Annotated in this window: 19 protein-coding genes; 7 read left to right on the top strand and 12 right to left on the bottom strand. The window is 60.9% G+C overall.

Annotated elements, in window-relative coordinates:
• Positions 1 to 79 precede the first annotated feature (79 nt).
• From HMPREF2993_RS11635 to HMPREF2993_RS11650, 4 genes are read left to right on the top strand one after another with little or no spacing between them, the layout of a single operon-like run.
• Complete coding sequence (locus HMPREF2993_RS11635; RefSeq protein WP_070702502.1) at positions 80 to 1,483, top strand: decaprenylphosphoryl-beta-D-ribose oxidase; 1,404 nt, start codon at positions 80 to 82, stop codon at positions 1,481 to 1,483.
• Between the two features lie 14 nt (positions 1,484 to 1,497).
• The gene (locus tag HMPREF2993_RS11640) at positions 1,498 to 2,256 is read left to right on the top strand and encodes a decaprenylphospho-beta-D-erythro-pentofuranosid-2-ulose 2-reductase (protein ID WP_046647037.1); all 759 of its coding nucleotides are present in this window, start codon (positions 1,498 to 1,500) and stop codon (positions 2,254 to 2,256) included.
• Positions 2,257 to 2,294: 38 nt separating this feature from the next.
• Positions 2,295 to 4,241, top strand: coding sequence for a galactan 5-O-arabinofuranosyltransferase (locus tag HMPREF2993_RS11645; RefSeq protein ID WP_049156745.1), 1,947 nt, complete (start codon positions 2,295 to 2,297; stop codon positions 4,239 to 4,241).
• A 31-nt stretch (positions 4,242 to 4,272) separates the two neighbouring features.
• Entirely contained in the window at positions 4,273 to 7,566 is a 3,294-nt protein-coding gene (locus tag HMPREF2993_RS11650; protein ID WP_070702504.1) for an arabinosyltransferase domain-containing protein, read from the top strand.
• Positions 7,567 to 7,568: 2 nt separating this feature from the next.
• Here HMPREF2993_RS11650 and HMPREF2993_RS11655 read toward each other — a convergent pair whose 3' ends face one another.
• Entirely contained in the window at positions 7,569 to 8,378 is an 810-nt protein-coding gene (locus HMPREF2993_RS11655) for an alpha/beta hydrolase (RefSeq protein ID WP_141758310.1), read from the bottom strand.
• A gap of 14 nt (positions 8,379 to 8,392) precedes the next feature.
• Complete coding sequence (locus tag HMPREF2993_RS11660) at positions 8,393 to 10,309, bottom strand: M13 family metallopeptidase (RefSeq protein ID WP_070702508.1); 1,917 nt, start codon at positions 10,307 to 10,309, stop codon at positions 8,393 to 8,395.
• 42 nt (positions 10,310 to 10,351) lie between these two features.
• Here HMPREF2993_RS11660 and HMPREF2993_RS11665 point away from each other — a divergent pair, with 42 nt between their 5' ends.
• Both HMPREF2993_RS11665 and HMPREF2993_RS11670 read left to right on the top strand, forming a co-directional pair.
• The gene (locus HMPREF2993_RS11665; protein WP_049156735.1) at positions 10,352 to 10,843 is read left to right on the top strand and encodes a hypothetical protein; all 492 of its coding nucleotides are present in this window, start codon (positions 10,352 to 10,354) and stop codon (positions 10,841 to 10,843) included.
• Complete coding sequence (locus tag HMPREF2993_RS11670) at positions 10,843 to 11,685, top strand: PrsW family intramembrane metalloprotease (RefSeq protein ID WP_049156732.1); 843 nt, start codon at positions 10,843 to 10,845, stop codon at positions 11,683 to 11,685. Before HMPREF2993_RS11665 ends, HMPREF2993_RS11670 begins: the two co-directional genes overlap by 1 nt.
• Before the next feature lies 1 nt (position 11,686).
• Here HMPREF2993_RS11670 and HMPREF2993_RS11675 read toward each other — a convergent pair whose 3' ends face one another.
• Together HMPREF2993_RS11675 and HMPREF2993_RS11680 are read right to left on the bottom strand one after the other, a co-directional pair.
• Positions 11,687 to 12,289: a zinc metalloprotease gene (locus tag HMPREF2993_RS11675; protein ID WP_046647030.1), complete on the bottom strand. Its 603-nt coding sequence runs from the start codon at positions 12,287 to 12,289 to the stop codon at positions 11,687 to 11,689.
• A gap of 100 nt (positions 12,290 to 12,389) precedes the next feature.
• On the bottom strand, positions 12,390 to 13,157 hold the full coding sequence (locus HMPREF2993_RS11680) for a hypothetical protein (protein ID WP_141758311.1): 768 nt from the start codon (positions 13,155 to 13,157) through the stop codon (positions 12,390 to 12,392).
• Positions 13,158 to 13,449: 292 nt separating this feature from the next.
• On the opposite strand from HMPREF2993_RS11680, the gene HMPREF2993_RS11685 reads away from it, so the two are divergent.
• Positions 13,450 to 14,724 carry an HNH endonuclease signature motif containing protein gene (locus HMPREF2993_RS11685; protein ID WP_070702511.1) on the top strand — a complete coding sequence of 425 codons (1,275 nt, stop codon included), beginning with the start codon at positions 13,450 to 13,452 and terminating at the stop codon, positions 14,722 to 14,724.
• 40 nt (positions 14,725 to 14,764) lie between these two features.
• Here the strand turns inward: HMPREF2993_RS11685 and HMPREF2993_RS11690 are convergent, their stop codons facing one another.
• From HMPREF2993_RS11690 to HMPREF2993_RS11720, 8 genes are all read right to left on the bottom strand, one after another.
• On the bottom strand, positions 14,765 to 15,073 hold the full coding sequence (locus tag HMPREF2993_RS11690) for a DMT family transporter (RefSeq protein WP_049156727.1): 309 nt from the start codon (positions 15,071 to 15,073) through the stop codon (positions 14,765 to 14,767).
• The gene (locus HMPREF2993_RS11695) at positions 15,070 to 15,420 is read right to left on the bottom strand and encodes a DMT family transporter (RefSeq protein ID WP_049156726.1); all 351 of its coding nucleotides are present in this window, start codon (positions 15,418 to 15,420) and stop codon (positions 15,070 to 15,072) included. Before HMPREF2993_RS11695 ends, HMPREF2993_RS11690 begins: the two co-directional genes overlap by 4 nt.
• 2 nt (positions 15,421 to 15,422) lie before the next feature.
• A complete protein-coding gene (locus HMPREF2993_RS13275; protein WP_083318731.1) occupies positions 15,423 to 15,716 on the bottom strand; it encodes an MGMT family protein in 294 nt (97 codons plus the stop codon).
• Positions 15,688 to 16,392, bottom strand: coding sequence for a VOC family protein (locus tag HMPREF2993_RS11700; RefSeq protein WP_070546070.1), 705 nt, complete (start codon positions 16,390 to 16,392; stop codon positions 15,688 to 15,690). Before HMPREF2993_RS11700 ends, HMPREF2993_RS13275 begins: the two co-directional genes overlap by 29 nt.
• Positions 16,392 to 16,670 (bottom strand): RNA-binding S4 domain-containing protein, encoded by a 279-nt coding sequence (locus HMPREF2993_RS11705; RefSeq protein ID WP_046648682.1) that lies wholly within the window; start codon positions 16,668 to 16,670, stop codon positions 16,392 to 16,394. The genes HMPREF2993_RS11700 and HMPREF2993_RS11705 overlap by 1 nt, the downstream gene beginning before the upstream one ends.
• Positions 16,651 to 17,337 carry a LysE family translocator gene (locus HMPREF2993_RS11710; RefSeq protein ID WP_046648600.1) on the bottom strand — a complete coding sequence of 229 codons (687 nt, stop codon included), beginning with the start codon at positions 17,335 to 17,337 and terminating at the stop codon, positions 16,651 to 16,653. The genes HMPREF2993_RS11705 and HMPREF2993_RS11710 overlap by 20 nt, the downstream gene beginning before the upstream one ends.
• A gap of 80 nt (positions 17,338 to 17,417) precedes the next feature.
• Positions 17,418 to 18,110 carry an SDR family oxidoreductase gene (locus HMPREF2993_RS11715; protein ID WP_053089091.1) on the bottom strand — a complete coding sequence of 231 codons (693 nt, stop codon included), beginning with the start codon at positions 18,108 to 18,110 and terminating at the stop codon, positions 17,418 to 17,420.
• A gap of 5 nt (positions 18,111 to 18,115) precedes the next feature.
• Complete coding sequence (locus HMPREF2993_RS11720; protein ID WP_046648604.1) at positions 18,116 to 18,652, bottom strand: NADPH-dependent FMN reductase; 537 nt, start codon at positions 18,650 to 18,652, stop codon at positions 18,116 to 18,118.
• Positions 18,653 to 18,660 lie beyond the last annotated feature (8 nt).

Raw genomic sequence — 18,660 nt, forward strand, 5'->3', positions numbered from 1 at the left:
CGTTTTCACTCCCGCCACAGCCACTGCCGCCTAGGTAGTGTAGAAAACCGACCCATCACATCGATTTAAAGAGTAAGAGATGGAACTGCATACTACTGAGAAGTCCCTCTACGGTTGGGGCCGCACGGCGGCGACAACCGCCCATGTTTTATCCACCCCGGACGTCGACGTCATCAAGACCGCCGTCGCCCAGGTGGCCGAGGACAACGCTGATAAGCCTTCCCACCTGCGCCGCGGCGTCATCGCCCGCGGTATGGGCCGCTCCTACGGTGACCCCGCGCAGAACGCCGGCGGCCTCGTCATCGACATGCAACCGCTCAACAACATCCACTCCATCGACCCGGAGTCGGGCATCGTCGACGTCGACGGTGGAGTCACCCTCGACCAGCTCATGAAGGCCGCCCTGCCTTATGGCCTGTGGGTTCCGGTTCTGCCGGGTACCCGCCAGGTCACCATCGGTGGTGCTATCGGCCCGGATATCCACGGCAAGAACCACCACTCCGCCGGTTCCTTTGGTAACCACGTCACCTCCATGGAGTTGCTCGTCGCCGATGGCCGCGTGCTGCACCTGACCCCGGAGGGAGAGCACAGCGATCTTTTCTGGGCCACCGTCGGCGGCATGGGCCTGACCGGCATCATCCTGCGCGCCAAGATCAAGATGACGAAGACGGAAACCGCCTACTTCATCGCGGACACCGACCGCACGGATAACCTCGAGGAAACCATCGCCTTCCACTCCGATGGATCGGAGCACAACTACACGTACTCCTCCGCGTGGTTCGACGTCATCTCCCCAGAGCCGAAGCTGGGCCGCTCCACCATTTCCCGCGGCTCGCTGGCCACGCTGGAGCAGCTGGAGGAGCTGAACCCGAAGCTGGCGAAGGATCCGTTGAAGTTCAACGCCCCGCAGCTGATGACCGTTCCGGATATCTTCCCGAACTTCACCATGAACAAGCTCTCGCTCATGGCTATCGGCGAGGCCTACTACCTCATGGGCGCCCCGGCTCGTAACCAGGTCAAGAACCTCACGCAGTTCTACCAGCCGCTGGATCTCATCGGCGAGTGGAACCGCGGCTACGGCTCCAACGGCTTCCTGCAGTACCAGTTCGTGGTGCCGACCGACGCCGTCGAGCCTTTCAAGGACATCATCCGGGACATGCAGCGCTCCGGCCACTACTCCGCGCTCAACGTGTTCAAGCTCTTCGGCCCGGGTAACAAGGCCCCGCTGTCCTACCCGATGCCGGGTTGGAATGTCTGCGTGGACTTCCCCATCAAGCCGGGCCTGGGCACCTTCCTCGACGATCTGGACAAGCGCGTCATGGAATTCGGTGGCCGCCTCTACCTGGCCAAGGAGTCCCGCACTTCGGCGGAGAACTTCCACAAGATGTACCCGGGCCTCGAGGGCTGGCTCAAGACCCGCAACGACATCGACCCGACTGGCGTCTTCGCCTCCGATATGTCCCGCCGCCTCGAGCTGCACTAGAAAGGATTAACCTCATGCTGAATGCAGTAGGCCAAGCACAACACATCCTCCTTCTCGGCGGCACCTCCGAGATCGGCCTCGGCATCGTCGAGGAATTCCTCGAGCGCGGCCCGGCCAAGGTCACTTTGGCTGCTCGTGCCGACTCCCCGCGTATCGCGGAGGCCCGCGCCACCATCGAGTCCCGCGGTGGCGACGTCGAGGTCCTGGACTTTGACGCGACTGACTTCGAGGGCCACCCGGACGTCGTCCAGCGCGCGTTTGAACGTGGCGATGTCGACGTCGCCATCATCGCCTTCGGCACCCTCGGTGACCAGGAGGAACTCTGGCAGGACCAGGCTAAGGCAGTTGCCTCGGCCCAGACCAACTTCACCGCACCGGTCTCCCTCGGAGTCTTACTCGGCCAGAAGTTCCAGCAGCAGGGCCACGGCACCATCGTGGCGCTCTCGTCTGTCGCCGGCATGCGCGTGCGCCGCTCCAACTTCGTCTACGGCGCCTCCAAGGCCGGCGTGGACGGCTTCTTCATCAACCTCGGCGAAGCCCTGCGCGGCTCCGGCGCCAAGGTGCTGGTGGTTCGCCCGGGTCAGGTGCGCACCAAGATGTCGGCGGAGGCCGGCGAGGCACCGCTGACCGTTAACGTCTCCGACGTGGCCAAGGCCACCGTCAAGGCAGTGCTCGACGGCAAGCAGTCCATCTTCGTGCACCCGCTCTTTGAGTACGTGTCCTTGGGATTCAAGTTCATCCCGCAGGCCATCTTCCGGAAGCTGCCTTTCTAAAGTTCCGCTATGTCCACGGCGTGTGGGAGACTAAGTGCATGACTGAGTCTCCCGCCACGTCGTCTATGTCCCCCACCGTGGAATATAACGTCGACCGCTTGACGCGTCGCGCCACTCTCGTGGGAATGGCCGCCGCCGCTGTAGGTGGCGGCCTTATCACGCTCATTGGTTTCTTCGCCTTCAAGACGGTCTCCCTTCCGGCGTTCAGCACGTCGATGGTGACCCGCGCATTGAGCACTGCGGGAACTGCGCTCACCGTTCTCCTAGTGGGCGCGTTATGCGTGTGGTGGGTGATTGGCGCCTCCCCGCGCCCCCGCTGGCGGTCGTGGCTCACCACCGCTGTGTGTTATATCTCCCCAGCGCTGCTCACGCTGACCAGTATCGGCCTCCCCCTTTCGGCCTCCCGCCTGTGGCTCGACGGCGTCCAGGTAGACCAGGTTTTCCGCACCCAATTCCTGACCCGCGCCACGGAAGCCGGTTCCTATGCGGACATGAACTACGAGGGCCTGCCCACCTTCTACCCACTGGGCTGGTTCTGGATGGGCGGGCGCCTCGCAAACCTCCTCAACATGCCCGGCTGGGAGGTATACCAACCGTGGAGCCTCATCTCCTTGGCCGTGTCCGGGTGCATCCTGGTTCCCTTGTGGCAACGGCTGTCCGGTTCCCTTCCGGTTGCCGCCGCCATTGCCCTCACCACCACAGCGGTGACGTTGGCCATCGGCGCTGAGGAGCCGTATTCCGCGGTCATCGCCATGGGGGTGCCGGCCGTGGCCGTGCTGTGCTCGCATGCTTTCCACAGCTCCTCCTGGTTCTCCACCGCCGGAATTGCCATCTACCTGGGAGTTTCCGCCTGCTTCTACACGCTCTATACCGGTGCCGTGGCATTGACCATCGTCAGTCTCATTGCGCTCGTCACCTGCATGGCCGAACGTACATGGACTCCCCTGATACACCTCGCCACTATCGCGGCCGGTTCCCTGGCCATCGCCGCGATCGCCTGGGCGCCATACCTGCGCGCGGTTCTGCATGCCACCGCCCCGCTGGAATCCACCGCGCAGCATTACCTGCCGGAGGAGGGAACCCAGATCCCGGCCCCCTTCCTCTCCTTGTCCGTCATCGGCATTCTCAGCCTCATCGGCTTGATCTACCTCGTCCTACGCATCGACGAACCCGACATCAAGTCAATGGGCACCGCGATCGTCGGCACCTACCTGTGGATCTTGGCTTCTATGGTCATGACCCTCGCCGGCAGCACGCTGCTGGGCTTCCGCCTCGAGCTGATCGTCGCGGTGCTCTTCGCCACTGCTGGCATCCTCGCGCTGGCCGACGTCCGCCTCATGGGCCTTCCCACGCTCTACCCGGCGCGCTTCACCGAGACCACGAGCAGGCGCATAACCTTGGTATTCGCCATCATCATGGGCCTTGGCGGTATCTACTATGCCCAGCAGATCCCGGCGACGAACGTGACCGCCCTGGACCACGCCTATACCGATACCGACGGCTACGGTGAGCGCGCGGACCGCTACACCAGCGATTCCTCCGCCAACTACGCCAAGATCCGCGAGTTCATCGACTCCCAGGGCTACGACGCCACCGACACAGTTGTCCTGACGGATGAAAAACTCTTCATGGCGTATAACCCCTACTACGGGTTCAACGCCTTCACCAGCAACTACGCCAACCCGCTGGGAGAGTTCAGCACCCGCAACCTGCAAATCGAGGAGTGGGCCTCGAAGTCCTGGGAACAAACTCCGGAGGAGTTCGCGCAGTCCCTCGAGTCTGCGCCGTGGCGCGGGCCCGACGTTCTCATCTTCCGCGGCGACATGGAAGAACCCGGTGACGGTTACAAGACCCACTTGGCGGAGGACATCTACCCCAACCAGCCCAACGTGCGCTACCGCGCGGTGTTCTTCAACCCGGAAGTCTTTGAGAAGGGCTGGGAAGTCAAACAAATCGGCCCCTTCGTCGTCGCGGCCAGATCTTAAAAAGGCACGTCGGTGACGTACACTGATCGCCGTGTCAGATCGGAAAACCTCTTCATTACGTGCACCGCAGTCCCTGCGGCTCACCGCCATCATCGCTGGACTCATCGGGTTCCTCTGCTTTGTGGCCACGCCGCTGCTGCCGGTGAACCAAACCCAGTCCTCCTTCGATTGGCCCCAGCAGGGCTCCCTGCAGTCCATCAACGCCCCGCTCATCTCGGTAGCGCCGGAAGAAATTGATGCAGAGATCCCCCTGAGCGCCGTCGACAAGCTGCGCGATGGCCAGGACCTGCTCTACGGCACCGTGCCCCCGGAGTCCAAGAAGGCATCCAACCGCGGCATGTTTGTCCGTGCCGGCGAGGGCGGTCTCTCGGTCACCAGCCTCGATGAGGTCGTTTTCTCGCTCACGGCCGAGCAAGTGGCGAAGCTGCCTGACGACGCCACCCTCCGCATCCAGTCCACCGGTGACGGCACCACGGTGACCCTGGGCAAGCACAAGAAAACTTCCGATGAGGATCTGCGCCCGCAGGTCACCGGCGTCTACACCGAAATCGACGACACCCCAGAAAACCTCACAGAGCTGGGCGATGACCTCCGTATCCACGTCGAGATCAACTCGCGCTTCACCTCCTCCCCGACACCGCTCAAGCTCATCGCCATGTGGCTGGGTTTGGCCATGGTGGTCATCAGCCTGGTGTGTTTGTGGCGAATTGACCGCCTCGATGGCAAACGTTTCGGCTTCATGCCCGAGACCTGGAAGCAGATCCGCCCGCTCGATGGCGTCGTGGCTGCCGTACTCGGCTGGTGGTATATCTTCGGCGCCAACACCTCCGATGATGGCTTCATCCTCACCATGGGCCGCGTTTCCGATCACGCGACCTACATGGCGAACTACTACCGCTGGTACGGCGTCCCCGAGGCCCCGTTCGGTGCTCCCTACTACGACCTCGTAGCATGGCTGGCGCAGTTCTCCAGCGCCTCCATCATCGTGCGCCTGCCCTCCCTCATCTCGGCGCTCATCATCTGGTTCGTGTTGTCGCGCGAGATGCTCCCGCGCTTCGGTGCCCGCGTCAACGAGCGCCGCTTGGCGCACTGGACCGCGGCCTTCATGTTCTTGGCTTTCTGGCTGCCGTATAACAACGGCATCCGCCCGGAACCCATCGTGGCCCTCGGCGTCATGCTGACGTGGGCCTCCTTTGAGCGCGCCATCTCCAACCAGCGCCTCCTACCAGCGGCCGTGGGCACCATCATCGCCGCCATTACCCTGGCCGCAGGCCCCACTGGTCTTACCGCGGTGGGCATCTTCCTGGTCTGCCTGCCCGCGCTGTTCCGCATCATGGGCACGCGCGCTTCCCAGGTCGGCTGGACAGCCCTCATCGCCCCGTTCCTGGCCTGCGGCACTGCGGTCATGGTTGCCGCCTTCGGGGATCAAACGTTAGCGTCCGTGCTCGAGTCCACTCGCGTTCGTTCCGCGGTCGGCCCGTCCCTGCCGTGGTACTCGGAGTTCGTGCGCTACTCCACGCTGTTTGAGCCCTCCGTGGATGGCTCCCTGACGCGCCGATTCGCCATGTTCACCATGCTCTTCTGCCTGGCGCTCATTATCTACGCTTTCATCAAGGACCACCGCGTCGTGGGCGCGGAGGCAGATCCCACCAAGCGCCTGCTAGCCATCATGGCGCTGTCGGCCTTCTTCCTCATGTTCACGCCGACGAAGTGGACGCACCACTTTGGCATCTACGCCGGTATCGCCGGTGTCATCGCCGCGCTCGGCTCGGTGGTCCTTTCCCAGATCGCCATGCGCTCCCCGCGCGCCCGGACCTTCTCCATCGCCGCGGTGATTTTCCTCATGGCCATCTCCCTGGGCGGCTGGAACGCCTGGTGGTACGTGTCTTCCTTCGGCATCCCGTGGTGGGACCGCACGGTGCAATTCAAGGCTATTGAGGCCAATACCGTGGTGCTCGCCATCGGCATGGTGGTGCTGGCGATTGGCCTCTATCAATCACTTACTCACAACAGCCGGAAGGCTGAGGTGTCCCGCTGGGCAGGCGCCATGTCCGCACCAATCGCAGTGGCCTGCATCCTCATCGTCGCCTTCTCCTGCGCCTCCTTTGCCAAGGGCTACGTGGCCCAGGCGGATTCTTACTCCGTGGGCAAGGGCAACCTGGCCTCCCTACGCGGCGATGTCTGCTCGCTCGCGGATGCCACGCTGGTGGAAACCAACACCAACGATGCCTTCCTCACTCCGGTTACAGGCGAACTCAAAGATTCCCTGGTGGATCCGAAGGAAGACAATTTCGGCTTCGGCCCAAACATGATCAAGGAGGATATTGAACCGGAGAACCTCAACTCGGCGTCGGTAGGCGCCATTGCCAACACCACCGGTGATTCCTCTGCGTCTTCTAACGAGCAAAAGGAGCTCACCGAGAGCGAGGAGAAGGCCACCGAGGTCACCGACTCTTCCGCCGGCGGCGTGCGCGGAACCTTGGGCGTCAACGGCTCCGAGATGCACCTGCCCTTCAACCTGGATTACACGAAGGTCCCGGTCATGGGCTCCTACGATGAGTCGCAGCGCTCCACCGCCACCATCACCACGCAGTGGTACAACCTGCCGGAATCCTCAGAAAACTCCCCCATCCTCTCGGTTTCTGCCGCCGGCAAGATTTACCACCACGACGTCAACGGCGTGGAGCAGGAGGGCACCGAGCTCACCCTGGAGTACGGCACCCTCAAGGACGGCAAGGTCACCAACAAGGGTGAGGCCGAGCTTTCCGACGTCGGTGCTACCCCCAAGTGGCGCAACCTCCGCATTGCTCTGGACGAGCTCCCGGAGGAGGCCAACGTCGTGCGCCTCGTTGCGGTAGACGACTCCACCGATGAGGATGATTGGATGGCGTTTACCCCGCCGCGCGTGCCGGAGCTTGCCACCATCAACTCGCAATTCGATTCCTCCACCCCGGCACTCCTTGACTGGTCCGTCGCCCTGCAGTTCCCCTGCCAGCGCACCTTTGACCACTACGCCGGGGTAACCGAAATTCCGCAGTTCCGCATTCTTCCCGACGCCGCCGCGCAAACTTCCCTCACGGACTTCCAGTCCTTCTCCGGTGGTGGCGCGCTGGCAACCGCGGAGGCAGTGAACTACTCCTATGAGATCCCGAGCTACCTCAACAACGATTGGGCGCGGGACTGGGGTTCTATTGAAAAGTACGAGCTGCGCACCAACTCCCAAGGCGAGGCCCCGCTGGAGGCGAAGATCGACCAAGAAATCATTCAGCGCTCCGGCTGGTGGAAGAACTCTGAGATGAAGATTCGCCCAGAGGGCGAGCAATAGCCCTACAGGAACTTGGCCGCGTCACGCACCCTCTGACGCGCCACGGCCGGGGTAGAAATGCGGTGCATCGACACGTACTCCGCGGTCTGTGCACCGGGAATCTCCACGCGCTTAGCAATCTCGTCCTGCGCCGCGATCTGGACCAAGATGTCGGAATAGGCCGCTGGCAGCGCCGCCGCGTCGAGGACGTACTCACCGCGGATCTCCTCCGGAAGCTTGGCCAGCGCGCCGAAGTCAGGGAAGGTGAGGAGGAGGGCGTCGGCAGGCACCAGCGCTGCGAGCGCGCCACCGGAGGAATAGCCCCACACCGTCACGCGCTCGGCCCCCTGGGCGCGCGCATAATCGACGGCCGCCTGAACCGACTCCACCATCTCCGCCACAGTGTGCTCGGGCGCCAACGGATAATCCACATCAATGATCGTGGTCCCCGACAGCTGCGCCGCAGCAGCCACTTCGGGCCGCCACTGCATCTCTAGCGCCTTGCCGTCACCGCGCCACCAGCCACCGGAGTGCAGCGATACCGCCCAGCGTCCATTCTGCTCTGAAGGAACAAAGATCGCTCCGACCTCAGAATCTTCAACGCGCACCCCCTCCGTAAAGGCGGTACCGGGCAGCGAGTGATCCACTGCGGAGCCCAGCACCATCATGGAGGCCTGCACGATACGGTCCGGCAGCAGCGCACAGTAGCGGTCCGCCTCCGGCGATCCTCCACCGGCCCACGGCGGGCGGAAGTCCGGCAGCGGGTAGTGCACCTCCATGTAGGAGGAGAGCTGCTCGAGCTGTTGTTCCGGACTTAGTTGGTAGTCACTCATGGCCCCCAAGGGTACTACCAGATGGTGACGCGCTCCTCTGCGGCAAGGCCACCCTCGACGTCAAAGGCCTCGTAGAATTCATCGATGTTTTCGGCGATGATGTTGCAACGGAACTCCGCCGGCGAGTGCGGATCAATGGCCAGGTACTGCGTGGCCATCTCCGGGCGGATAGCCGTGCGCCACACGCGCGCCCATGCCAGGAAGAAACGCTGCAGACCGGTGTACTCGTGCTCTGCCAATTCCGGCTCAGCGCCCTCTGCCTCAAACGGCGCGACCTGGCCGTTAATGTCCAGGCCCTTGTCGGCGCAGTAGTTCTTGTAGGCCACCACGGCGATACCCAGCCCGCCCAGGTCGCCGATGTTCTCACCCAGGGTGAAGCTGCCGTTGACACCCGCGGAATCGGTGCCTTCCAGTACCTTCGGCACCTGTCCTTGGAACTGGTCCACCAGTTTCGCGGTCAGCTTCTCGAAGGCCGCGCGGTCCTCATCCGTCCACCAAGAGTTGAGGTTGCCCTGGCCGTCATACTGCGAGCCCTGGTCATCAAAACCGTGGCCGATCTCGTGACCAATCACCGCGCCGATAGCGCCGAAGTTCTCTGCGGCATCAGCTTCTGGGTTATAGAACGGCGGACGCAAAATGGCAGCCGGGAAGGTGATGTCATTGACCACCGGATTATAAAAAGCATTCACCGTCTGCGGGGTGGAGAACCATTCATCGCGGTCCGCCGGCTTGCCAATCTTGGCCAACTCATAATCGTGGTTCCACGCGTTGCCTGCGCGCACATTGGCCACCAAGTCCGCGCCCTTCGGCGAAAACTCCAGTTCAGAGTAGTCGCGCCACATATCCGGGTACCCAATCTTGGCCTTGAACTGGGAGAGCTTTTCCAGCGCGCGCTCGCGGGTAGCCGGGGTCATCCACTCCAGCTGCGAAATCCTCTCGCGGTAGGCGGCGGTAAGGTACTCCACCAGCTCATCCATCTCGGACTTCGAGGACGGCGGGAAGTGCTTGTCCACGAAGACCTTGCCGATTTCCTGGCCCACCATGTTTTCCGCCAACCCGACGGCGCGCTTCCAACGTGCACGCTGTTCAGTAGCACCCGAGAGCTTAGTTCCATAGAACTCGAAGTTCTTCTTACCGATCTCCTCGGTGAGGTAGGGGGCACGCGACAACAGAATGTGCCACGTAGCCCACAGTTGCCAATCCGCCATACGGCCGGCGGTGAACAGGCCCTCGAGGTGCTCAAAGTAGGACGGCATCATGGCCACCACACGGTGCTCCGGCAGTCCCCCACCCTGCAGGATGGCGCGGGTGATGTTGGGCAGCTTGGCGACGTCCACCGGGTTATACGTCTTTACCGCATCACGGGAGGCCACCACATCCCAGTGCCCTGCCGCAATTTCCTTCTCCAGGTTCACGATGCGGGTAGCTGCAACCTCCGCGCCCAGCCCGAAGAGGCGGGCGGGATCTAAGAATCCCAGCATCGCCGCAACGTGCTTCTCGTAGTCAGCGAGCGTCTGCGCGTGAGCTTCCTCGCGGTAATAAGCCTCATCCGGCAGACCTAAACCAGACTGAATAATGTAGGGCACCGCGTCCTCAGAGCCGGAGTCTTTTTCTACCCAGAAGGTCACTGGGGCACCAACGCCCTCGCGCTCCAGAACACCCAGGTTGTGCGCCAACTCCTCCGGATCAGCCGCAACCAGCTTATCCAGATCTTCGGAAAGTGGCGCCGTCCCCGCAGCATTGACTCCCTCAACGTCCATGTGAGAGGAATACACGATCCCGGGACGGCCAGCGTCTTCCTTAACGATCTCGTGGACGAGTTCCTCGGCTTCGTCGCGCAGCGCGTGGAAGGTGCCGTCGACACCGCGATCATCGGGGATAACGTGGGACTCAATCCATGGGCCATTAACAAATTGATACAGATCCTTCATGCACTTCACTCTATGTCAGAAGCACGCGTTAGTGTGGTGTGCATGACTTCTTATCGTTTTCCTCCGGCGAAGATGACGGGACCTTTCTTCGCCGTGCTCGGGGCAACCTTGCTCGTCCTTGGGTTGCCCGCTGTGTTGAGCTTGGCCTTGCCGGAGCGTGAACCTGAAATGGAAGAAGTGGTGCTCGATGACCCTGAGTGGCGCCAACCCATCGAGGGCCTTACGTGCAGCGTAAATCATGATTCCATGGCCAACCAGGCCTGGGACTGCGGCGATACCTTGGTCGAGGCCTATGTCACCGAAGGCGTCGAGGACGATGCGCTCGCCCTGCGCCGCGCCGTGCGCGCAACCAGCTTCGAGGGCATGCCGAAGAAAGAAGACGTTAAAGATGCCGGAGGCATTCTCACCCTTGAAACGGATGGCTTTATTCCGGTCTTCGCCTTCAGCGTGGCTAAAGGCGATCTCAACTATCAGATCGTCTTCTCCAATGGTGACCCGACCGACCTTGCCCAACAATTTATGGAGGCCTTCTGATGAGCAAAATCTTCCGCGTTACCTTGTGGATCATCATTGGTCTCTGCCTACCGATTTCCCTGATTAATCTGCTCGGCATTTTCTTCGTGGCTCCTCTGCCGGGCCTCGTTAGCTTGATCCTCGGCGTCGGCTTCTTAGCGCTGGGCCTGTTCCTGTGGAGTCGCAGTCCGATGTGGGCAAGGCCGGGGAAAGGGTGGGCGTCGGCAAGCGTGCTCTGGGGAGCCGGCGCTGCTGTGACCTTGGCGCTGCTGTCAGCCTCCCCACTGACCGACCTCTCCGTGGGCCTGGGCTGGGAGGAATCCATGATGTCCTGGGCCGGTGCTTATCCGGAAGAATTTGCCAAGGCCCTCGGCGTGGTCTTCATCCTCCTCAGCTTCCGACAGCTCAACCGGCCTTGGCACGGCTTCATCGTCGGTGCGCTCGTGGGCTGGGGCTTCGAAGTCCTGGAAAACAGCCTGTACTCCGCGATGGGTGCACTGATGCACCCCACCTCAGACTGGATCGGCATGCTCCAGATGTGGGGCCTGCGCCTTGTTGCAGGCCCGTGCCTGCATATGTGTTTCTCTGCCATCGCAGGTTTTGGCATCGGCTGGGCTATCTACGCCGCGCATAAACCATGGTGGTGGCGCCTCGGCATTGGCGTGGGCGCGCTGTTTTTCTCCTTCTGTCTCCACTTCGCGTGGAACTACATGTGGGAGGAAACCTGGCAGCTCGTTACGCAGTATGTCCTCGTGGCGCTCATCATGTACCCGACGGTCATCTACCTAGGAATCCGCGCTCACCGCCTGGCCAAGACCGACGACACCTATTCGCATTCGCCGGGCGCCGCCAGCCTGCGGTGAACTAATCGAACTGTCCTTGCAGGACAGCCACCGCATCGAGCGGAGTCACATGATACGAAATGGGATTCTGGTTCGCACCGGCCATGAGCGCGTGGGCGCAGGAGTGACCCGCGCCCATCATGTGGCCGAGCTCGTGGGCTATAGTGCCTTGGAGCGCCTCTGGGTACTGAGCGTTAGCGGTCTTGATGAAGAGCATCCCATGGTCCGGGTAGGCCGTACCTTGGACGTAACCGTTCGGTTCCGGCTTGTAGATGATGGCGATGGTGTCTTCATCAGCCTCGGACGGCGCTACTTCCTTAAGCGAGGCCTTCCCGTCGAGCGCGTCGTTCCACTCAGCTACCGCGGCATCGAGCTGCTCGCGGTAGGGGAAATCATCCGCCACCTTGTACTTAAGGACCCCGCTCTGGAAGTAAGAAGGAACGGAATCGGCATCGCGCAGAATAGACGGATCCGGAACGGGCTTTCCTTCATTTGCCAACTTGGTAATGGTGGCACACGTGCCTGGGGAAATAAGCGAACGGGTTTGGTCGCTCTTCGCAGTCGCTGCTGGGGCAGCGCTCAAAGCTGCAACAGCAATGGTCAAAATGGACAACGTCTTGCGCATCAGAAATACCTTTCGGGCTAGCAACTGCTTCGTTGACAGCCGAGAATATATTGATTTCTTAGCAAGCGCAAAGGTACTTCTTAGCTTATTTCCTGGTTGGTCAGCACACCTGCGACGAGCTCGGCACAGCGCGCTTCAGTTCCGCACACGCCCTATCGCGCGCATCTTGGAGGGGCGTCGGCAAGCTCGGCGCCTGCGGAGAAACCTCCACCGCACCGAGAACATCCGTCGTGAGATCCGCCGGGGAACCATAGGTATTAGCCGCCACACTATAACCCGGACCAAAAGAGGCACTCGCGTGAACTTGGCGATCATCCGACCACCCAAATTTCGTGCCGATGATGCCCGGGATTCGTGCGGTGCCAAAGTCCTGGCGGTAACCGTCGGCCGCCGTGGGCGCTGCCGTCGCCATGCCCTTCGTGATCGGCGCGGCAACCGGATCGCCAGAAATCACCCCGATGAAGCGCGTGAGATCCTCCGTCGACGTCGTGACATTTCCCCAGTAGCCGTTGTGGTGGGTCTCCCCCAGCTGATACTCACCGATGATGGAGGGAATCGCCTGCGGATATTTCCACTCTAAGTCGCTGGCAGTTCCGTCCTCAGAGAAACGAATCATGTTCTCCACGCGGGCTTTATCCTCCGGCGCGCCGTACTTCAGCACCCACATGCCGAGGTATAGCTTGGCCAGGGATAGCGCGGGGCGGGACTCGTGACCATTTCCGGTAGAGACCGAGTTTCCGTCGGCATAACGCACGGTCATCTCGGTGCGTGGTGGGACCTTTTCAGGATCGAACGTCAGGGCATGGGCGGGTGGCGCGGTGAGAGCCGCAAGAGCAAGGCCAACGATGAGCGGGGTAGGTTTCAGCACGTGCATAGATTAACTCAAGTCACAATTTTAACAACCCCTAGTGAGGGCGCATTAACCAAACATACGTCCCACTCCAGGGGACTTCCACGCGGCCCGCATCGAGCGGGAGACCGACTGAAACCACACCTCGCCAGCATCTGCCACCTCAGTTGCCTCCCCTTTAACAACTTTTCTTCCGGGGTAGACATCGTCGAGGGTGTGGCATAAACTCGTTTTTCGAAAGGGGTTTCGAACAGTGGGGGTTCGGATCCTCTCAGTAATTCACTTAAGAAAGAGGGGGGTTGCGCGTTTCGTGTCTTCCACTACAGACGTTGTTAATGCGTCCTATTTTTCTCATTCCAATCCGAATGATCCGGTCTGCGTGGCAGGTCAAGGCGTACGCCGGGCAGACTATGAATTCTGGTCCAGCGTTCTTCCCGCACTTGACGAGGACGCCGATACGGCCTGCATGCGCCTTGGGATAAAGACCGGTAAATCTGCTGGCGCGGTAGCCCGCATTATCATGGGCCTTCACCGCCTTACCGAGCTTCCTCAAGTAAAGGCTCTGCAAGATGCCAACCATTTGCTGGATTTAGCGGCTTTGATTGCCATCGATCAGGTGATGGCTAAACTAGGCCAGCCTTCAAAGGAGGTGGTCGCCGCAATTGATGCCTCATTAGCTCGGTGGTTTACCCCGACTAAGCCAAATCAGGTCTTTCCCACCACCGCGCAGATTCGCCGCCGGATACGCGACCTCGTCAAGGTTCATGATGACTCCATCGCCGTGGAAGATAAGCGCCCAAAGAATCGGTACTCCATGATGACCCGTGCCCAGCGCGCCACCCTAGAACTCGAGGTAGACAGCAGCGTCGGAATCATCATCCATGAAGCAATTAAGGCAGCAGCCGAAAAGCATGAGGTGTCCATGGCGGAAGCGCTGATCCTCCTCACTACCGGAAAGGTGGAGCCAGAAGCTGCCCGAGTAGTGCTCCACACATATAAAGCCGACGATGTAGAGGACGCCCCGGTGTACGTGGAAGGACATGGCTGGCAAGTGGGAGACATCCCGGCTCAATCCACAACGGTGAGAGATTTGAGCACCAAGCCGGAGGCCTCTAAGAGCTACGGACCAGCCACGATGGTTCGCAAATACGTTGAAGGCCGCGATGGCACCTGCCGTGCCGCTGGCTGCGGAATGCCGGCGTGGTTGTGTCAGTTAGACCACCGGATTAACTACGCCGATGGTGGGCCAACGCATCCGGACAACATGGTGGCGTTGTGCCAGCACCACCACAATATGAAAACCGATGGACGGGCCTTTTATATCTTGGACCCGGATACCGGGGATGTGGTCTGGCTTTTTGAGGACGGAACTTGGGCAATCACAGAGCCTTCCGGGCCGCTGGCTCCTAAGCGCAAGCGCTGGGCACGGACCATTGCACAAGATATTGAAGGATATCGCGCTAGGAAGCATCGCGAGGCCCAGGAGCTTAAAGCCGAGCTAGACAAAGAACAACGAGAAGCCGAACGCCAAGCAGAAAAGGCGAAGAACAAGGGAACTGAGGGCGGTGAGGAAATCCCCTTCTAGGAAAGATCCGTCGTTTACAACGACGAATGGGATAGCCCTTCTACCCCATGTCGACTAGGAGCACTCCGCCAATGATCAGCGCGACCCCTAAGCCCTTAAGCCAAGTGAAAGGCTCGCGGAAAAGCAGGAAGGATAAAAGAGCAGTAAGCGCCACGCCACAGGCAGTCCAGATTCCATAGGCCACACCTAGCGGTATGCCCTGACGGAGAGCCAACGACAAGAAAACATAGGAGGACACATAGGCCACGACGACCCACGCCACCCACGCCTTCTGCCCATGAACGGCCAGCATACGCAGGCCCAATGTACCGGCGACTTCGATGAGGATGGCAAGGGATAACCAGATCAAGGATCCACCTCCACGAGCGTGGTCTTCGGTTCCCTGCCGCCCATTTCAACGCAGACCACGCCGACGATGATGCACCCCATGCCCACCAACATGAGCGGCGTGAGCTGTTCGCCAAAGAGGTACGCGGACAACCCTGCGGTAAGCACCACGCCGGTTGCGCCCCAGATGCCATAGGCCGCACCCACGTGCATGCCGCAGCGCAACACTTGGTGCAGGGCGGAAAAAGCGACGACGTAGCCCGCCACCACCACGACATAGACGGCGGGGTGCTCCAGCGCCACCTTGAGGCATAAAGTCGCGACCACTTCGCTGACGATGGCGATGCTCAAAAGGAGCCAAGCGCGCACTTTCACCCTCCCAGATCCGCCGCATCCAGACCGCACTTCGAAAGGATCACGCGGTCCCCACGGTGTGGGATACCTTCTTCATCCCAATGGACTTGGGCGGCGGAAGTGTGGGCGCGGCCGGTACTGTTAACCACCCGCCACCAGGGCAGATCTGTGCTTTTCGACATCACCCAGCCCACATACCGCGGGCCGACGCCCGCCACTTTTGCGATCTCTCCGTATGTGGAGACATTGCCAGCTGGAATGCGGAGAACGACCTCCGTAACCCTAGAGCTCGATGGGTTCTTCGGGGGCATCCTCAACCTCACACAAGGTGAGCGCCGCACCCGTCGTGTCCTCAATCAGACACAGGCGGCCGAATGGGGAATCGTGGGGCTCACGAATGATCTTTCCGCCGTTATCAATCACAGCCTTAGCTGCCTGGTCAATGTCCCGCACGCCCAGGTAGGTTTGCCAGAAACTCGGCAAGCCCTCGGCATGCCAAAATCCGGCGAAGGCAGCGCCTTCTTCCTCCGCTACTGCGTAATGCTCATCACCACGGATTTCCCAGTTGAAGAGCTCGCCATAAAAGTCCAGCGCTGAGTGGAAATTCGCCGAAACCGTCAGCTCATGCCACACCGGAGTACCCGGCTCTCCGCCGGCGACGAAGCGGTCGAGCTCCGGCTGCGTCAAACCAAACATGGCACCGGAATTGTCTAGAACGAGCGCCAGCGGAGCACCGAGAGCGAGGATCTTGCCGCCGAGTTGTTCTACCCGGGCGCAATCCGCTTCCAAGTCGCGGGAGAGGAAGTAGGTGGCCCAGGTGTCTTGGCCTGGGACAATCTCCGCGATGGGAAGGCCCTGCAGTCGGGCAATGCCGTCTTCGAATTCCCAACCCAACACGGCCGAGTAAAACTTTTCGGAGGCCTTCACATCAGAGCTGGCCAGAGTAATCCAGTAGGGCATTCCTACTTCTGCTTCAAAAGCGGGCATTAGAGGTTCCTCCACTTCTCCGGGTCGAAGTCATCATCGGCGGTGGCCTCATCAAAATAATCGTCGTCGTCTTCGACGACGCGGGCGCAGGTGTCGGAGACACAGATGACGTCGCCAAGCGCGAGCGTTGCACCGCGCTGCTTAGTGACTTCCCCATTGACGGTGACCTGGCCCTGCTCGATGAGTTCTTTGGCCTCACCCCCGGTTGCGACCAAGGAGGCCAGTTTGAGGAACTGGCCGAGCTTGATGGATTCTCCCTTAATTGAGACTTCTAGCATGCTGACCAGCATACCCAGCGGCTGCACTGAGCAGTCCCTCCACCAGAATGATGACGCCAAGCAGGGCAAACACTACGCCACTAAAGATATCGACACTGGCGGAGTTCTTCGCCATCCACTTCGACACCGCACGAGTACACAGCGCGACACCAACAAAAATAATGAGGCTTTCTATAACCAACACAGAACCAACCGTGGCATTGGCGCTCAAGCCCATGTCCGGATCGATAAAATTGGCAAAGATAGCGCCGAAGAAAATCAGAACCTTGGGGTTGGAAAGGTCGCTGACCAGGCCCATGCGGTACGCCGTGCCGAGTCTGATGATGCCATCCGGGGTGAACCCGCGCGGTTGAGGGTTCATAGTTGCCGGTGCACGGCGCTCTTTGATGCCACCGCTGATGGCAGAAAAAGCCATCCACAGCAGATAGCTGCCGCCGGCAACCTGCAGCGCCACCAGGATTTCCGGGTGCGCCGAAATCAATGCGGTAAGCCCCGCTAGCGAAGCAACGGTCCACATCATCAAGCCGGTGGTGCTACCGATTGCGGCCCACACCGCCGCGCGCGTAGAGCGTGCACCCAAACGAATAATCTGCACCACGTCTGGTCCTGGCGAGGCCATCGCCGCGAACCACACACCCATTAAGGCCACTATGGCGCTGAATGCCATCTAACACCCCCATACTCACATGTGTTTTCACTAACGCATGCCACTATAAGAGGCGTCTCACCTGCAGCGAAACAGGTAATTTAGCTTTGCGTGCGCGGCTTAATGGTCATGGTGTCAATGTTGACGTGCTCCGGCAGCGAGGCCACCCAACGCACGGCCTCAGCGATGTCTTCTGCGGTGAGGTTGAGTTCGCCGTCATACACCTGTGCAGCACGTTCGGTGTCGCCCCGAAAACGATTGAGGGAAAACTCCGCCGTGGCTACACGGCCCGGGTCGAGTTCGGTGACACGAACGCCGTGCTCCTCGATACGAAGTGCACGGGAAATCACGCGCACACCGTGCTTAGCGGCGTTGTAGCCGGAGCCGCCCTCGTAGACGTTCCAACCGGCAACGGAGCCCATGTTGATGATGAGCCCACCCCGCAGCTTCGGCATGAGGGCTTGGATCATACGGACAGTGCCTAGGACGTTGACGTCGTACATCCACTGCCAGTCCTCTACGGTGGTCTCCACGAGAGGTTCCAAGCCCTTCGCGCCACCGGCGTTGTTGACCAAGAGGTCCACGCGGTCGAGGTGGGAGACGAACTCAGCCACGGACTCGTCCGAGGTTACGTCGAGGGCGTGCGCCTCGCCGCCGATGTCCTTCGCGAGGGCCTCAAGGCGCTCTACGCGACGCGCACCGACGACAACATGCCAACCGTCGGCCGCCAACGCTCTTGCCGACGCCTCCCCGATCCCCGACGATGCTCCTGTGACGACTGCTACCTTTTCCATGCGCCCTAGGATAGGACTTCTTCCAGCTCGGCGCAGATGTTTTCGACGATCCCGGCCTTGAAATCAGCCGGGGTGAAGGTGCCATCCTTCATGTCGGTATTCAGCGAGATATCCAGCTGGGTGCGCAGCTGCTTCATAGAGAAGTTCGCCATGATGAGGCGCCACGCCTCTACCGCGCGGATGCCGCCGCTGAAGCTGTAGCCCACATACGCAATCGGCTTGCCTACCCACTCGGCGCCGAGGGAATCGACGGCGTTCTTGAAAGCCCCCGGCACGGAGTGGTTGTACTCCGGGGTGACAAAGATATAGCCGTCGCAGGAATCGACAGCATCGGACCAAGCCTGCACCTGCGGATCCTCGTAATTCTTGTTTGCCGCCATAGGAATGACGGAGGTGGTGAGGATCGGAACGTCGAAGGCCTTGAGGTCAATGAGCTCGTAGTCCACGTCGCGCCCCTGAGCGAGGTCGGTGACCCACTGGGCGATGGCCAGTCCGGCGCGGTCGTCGCGGGTAGAGCCGAGGATGATGCCGATTTTCGCCATAAGGATGC

The organism is Corynebacterium sp. HMSC068G04 (genome assembly GCF_001814885.1).
GTDB lineage: Bacteria > Actinomycetota > Actinomycetes > Mycobacteriales > Mycobacteriaceae > Corynebacterium > Corynebacterium hiratae.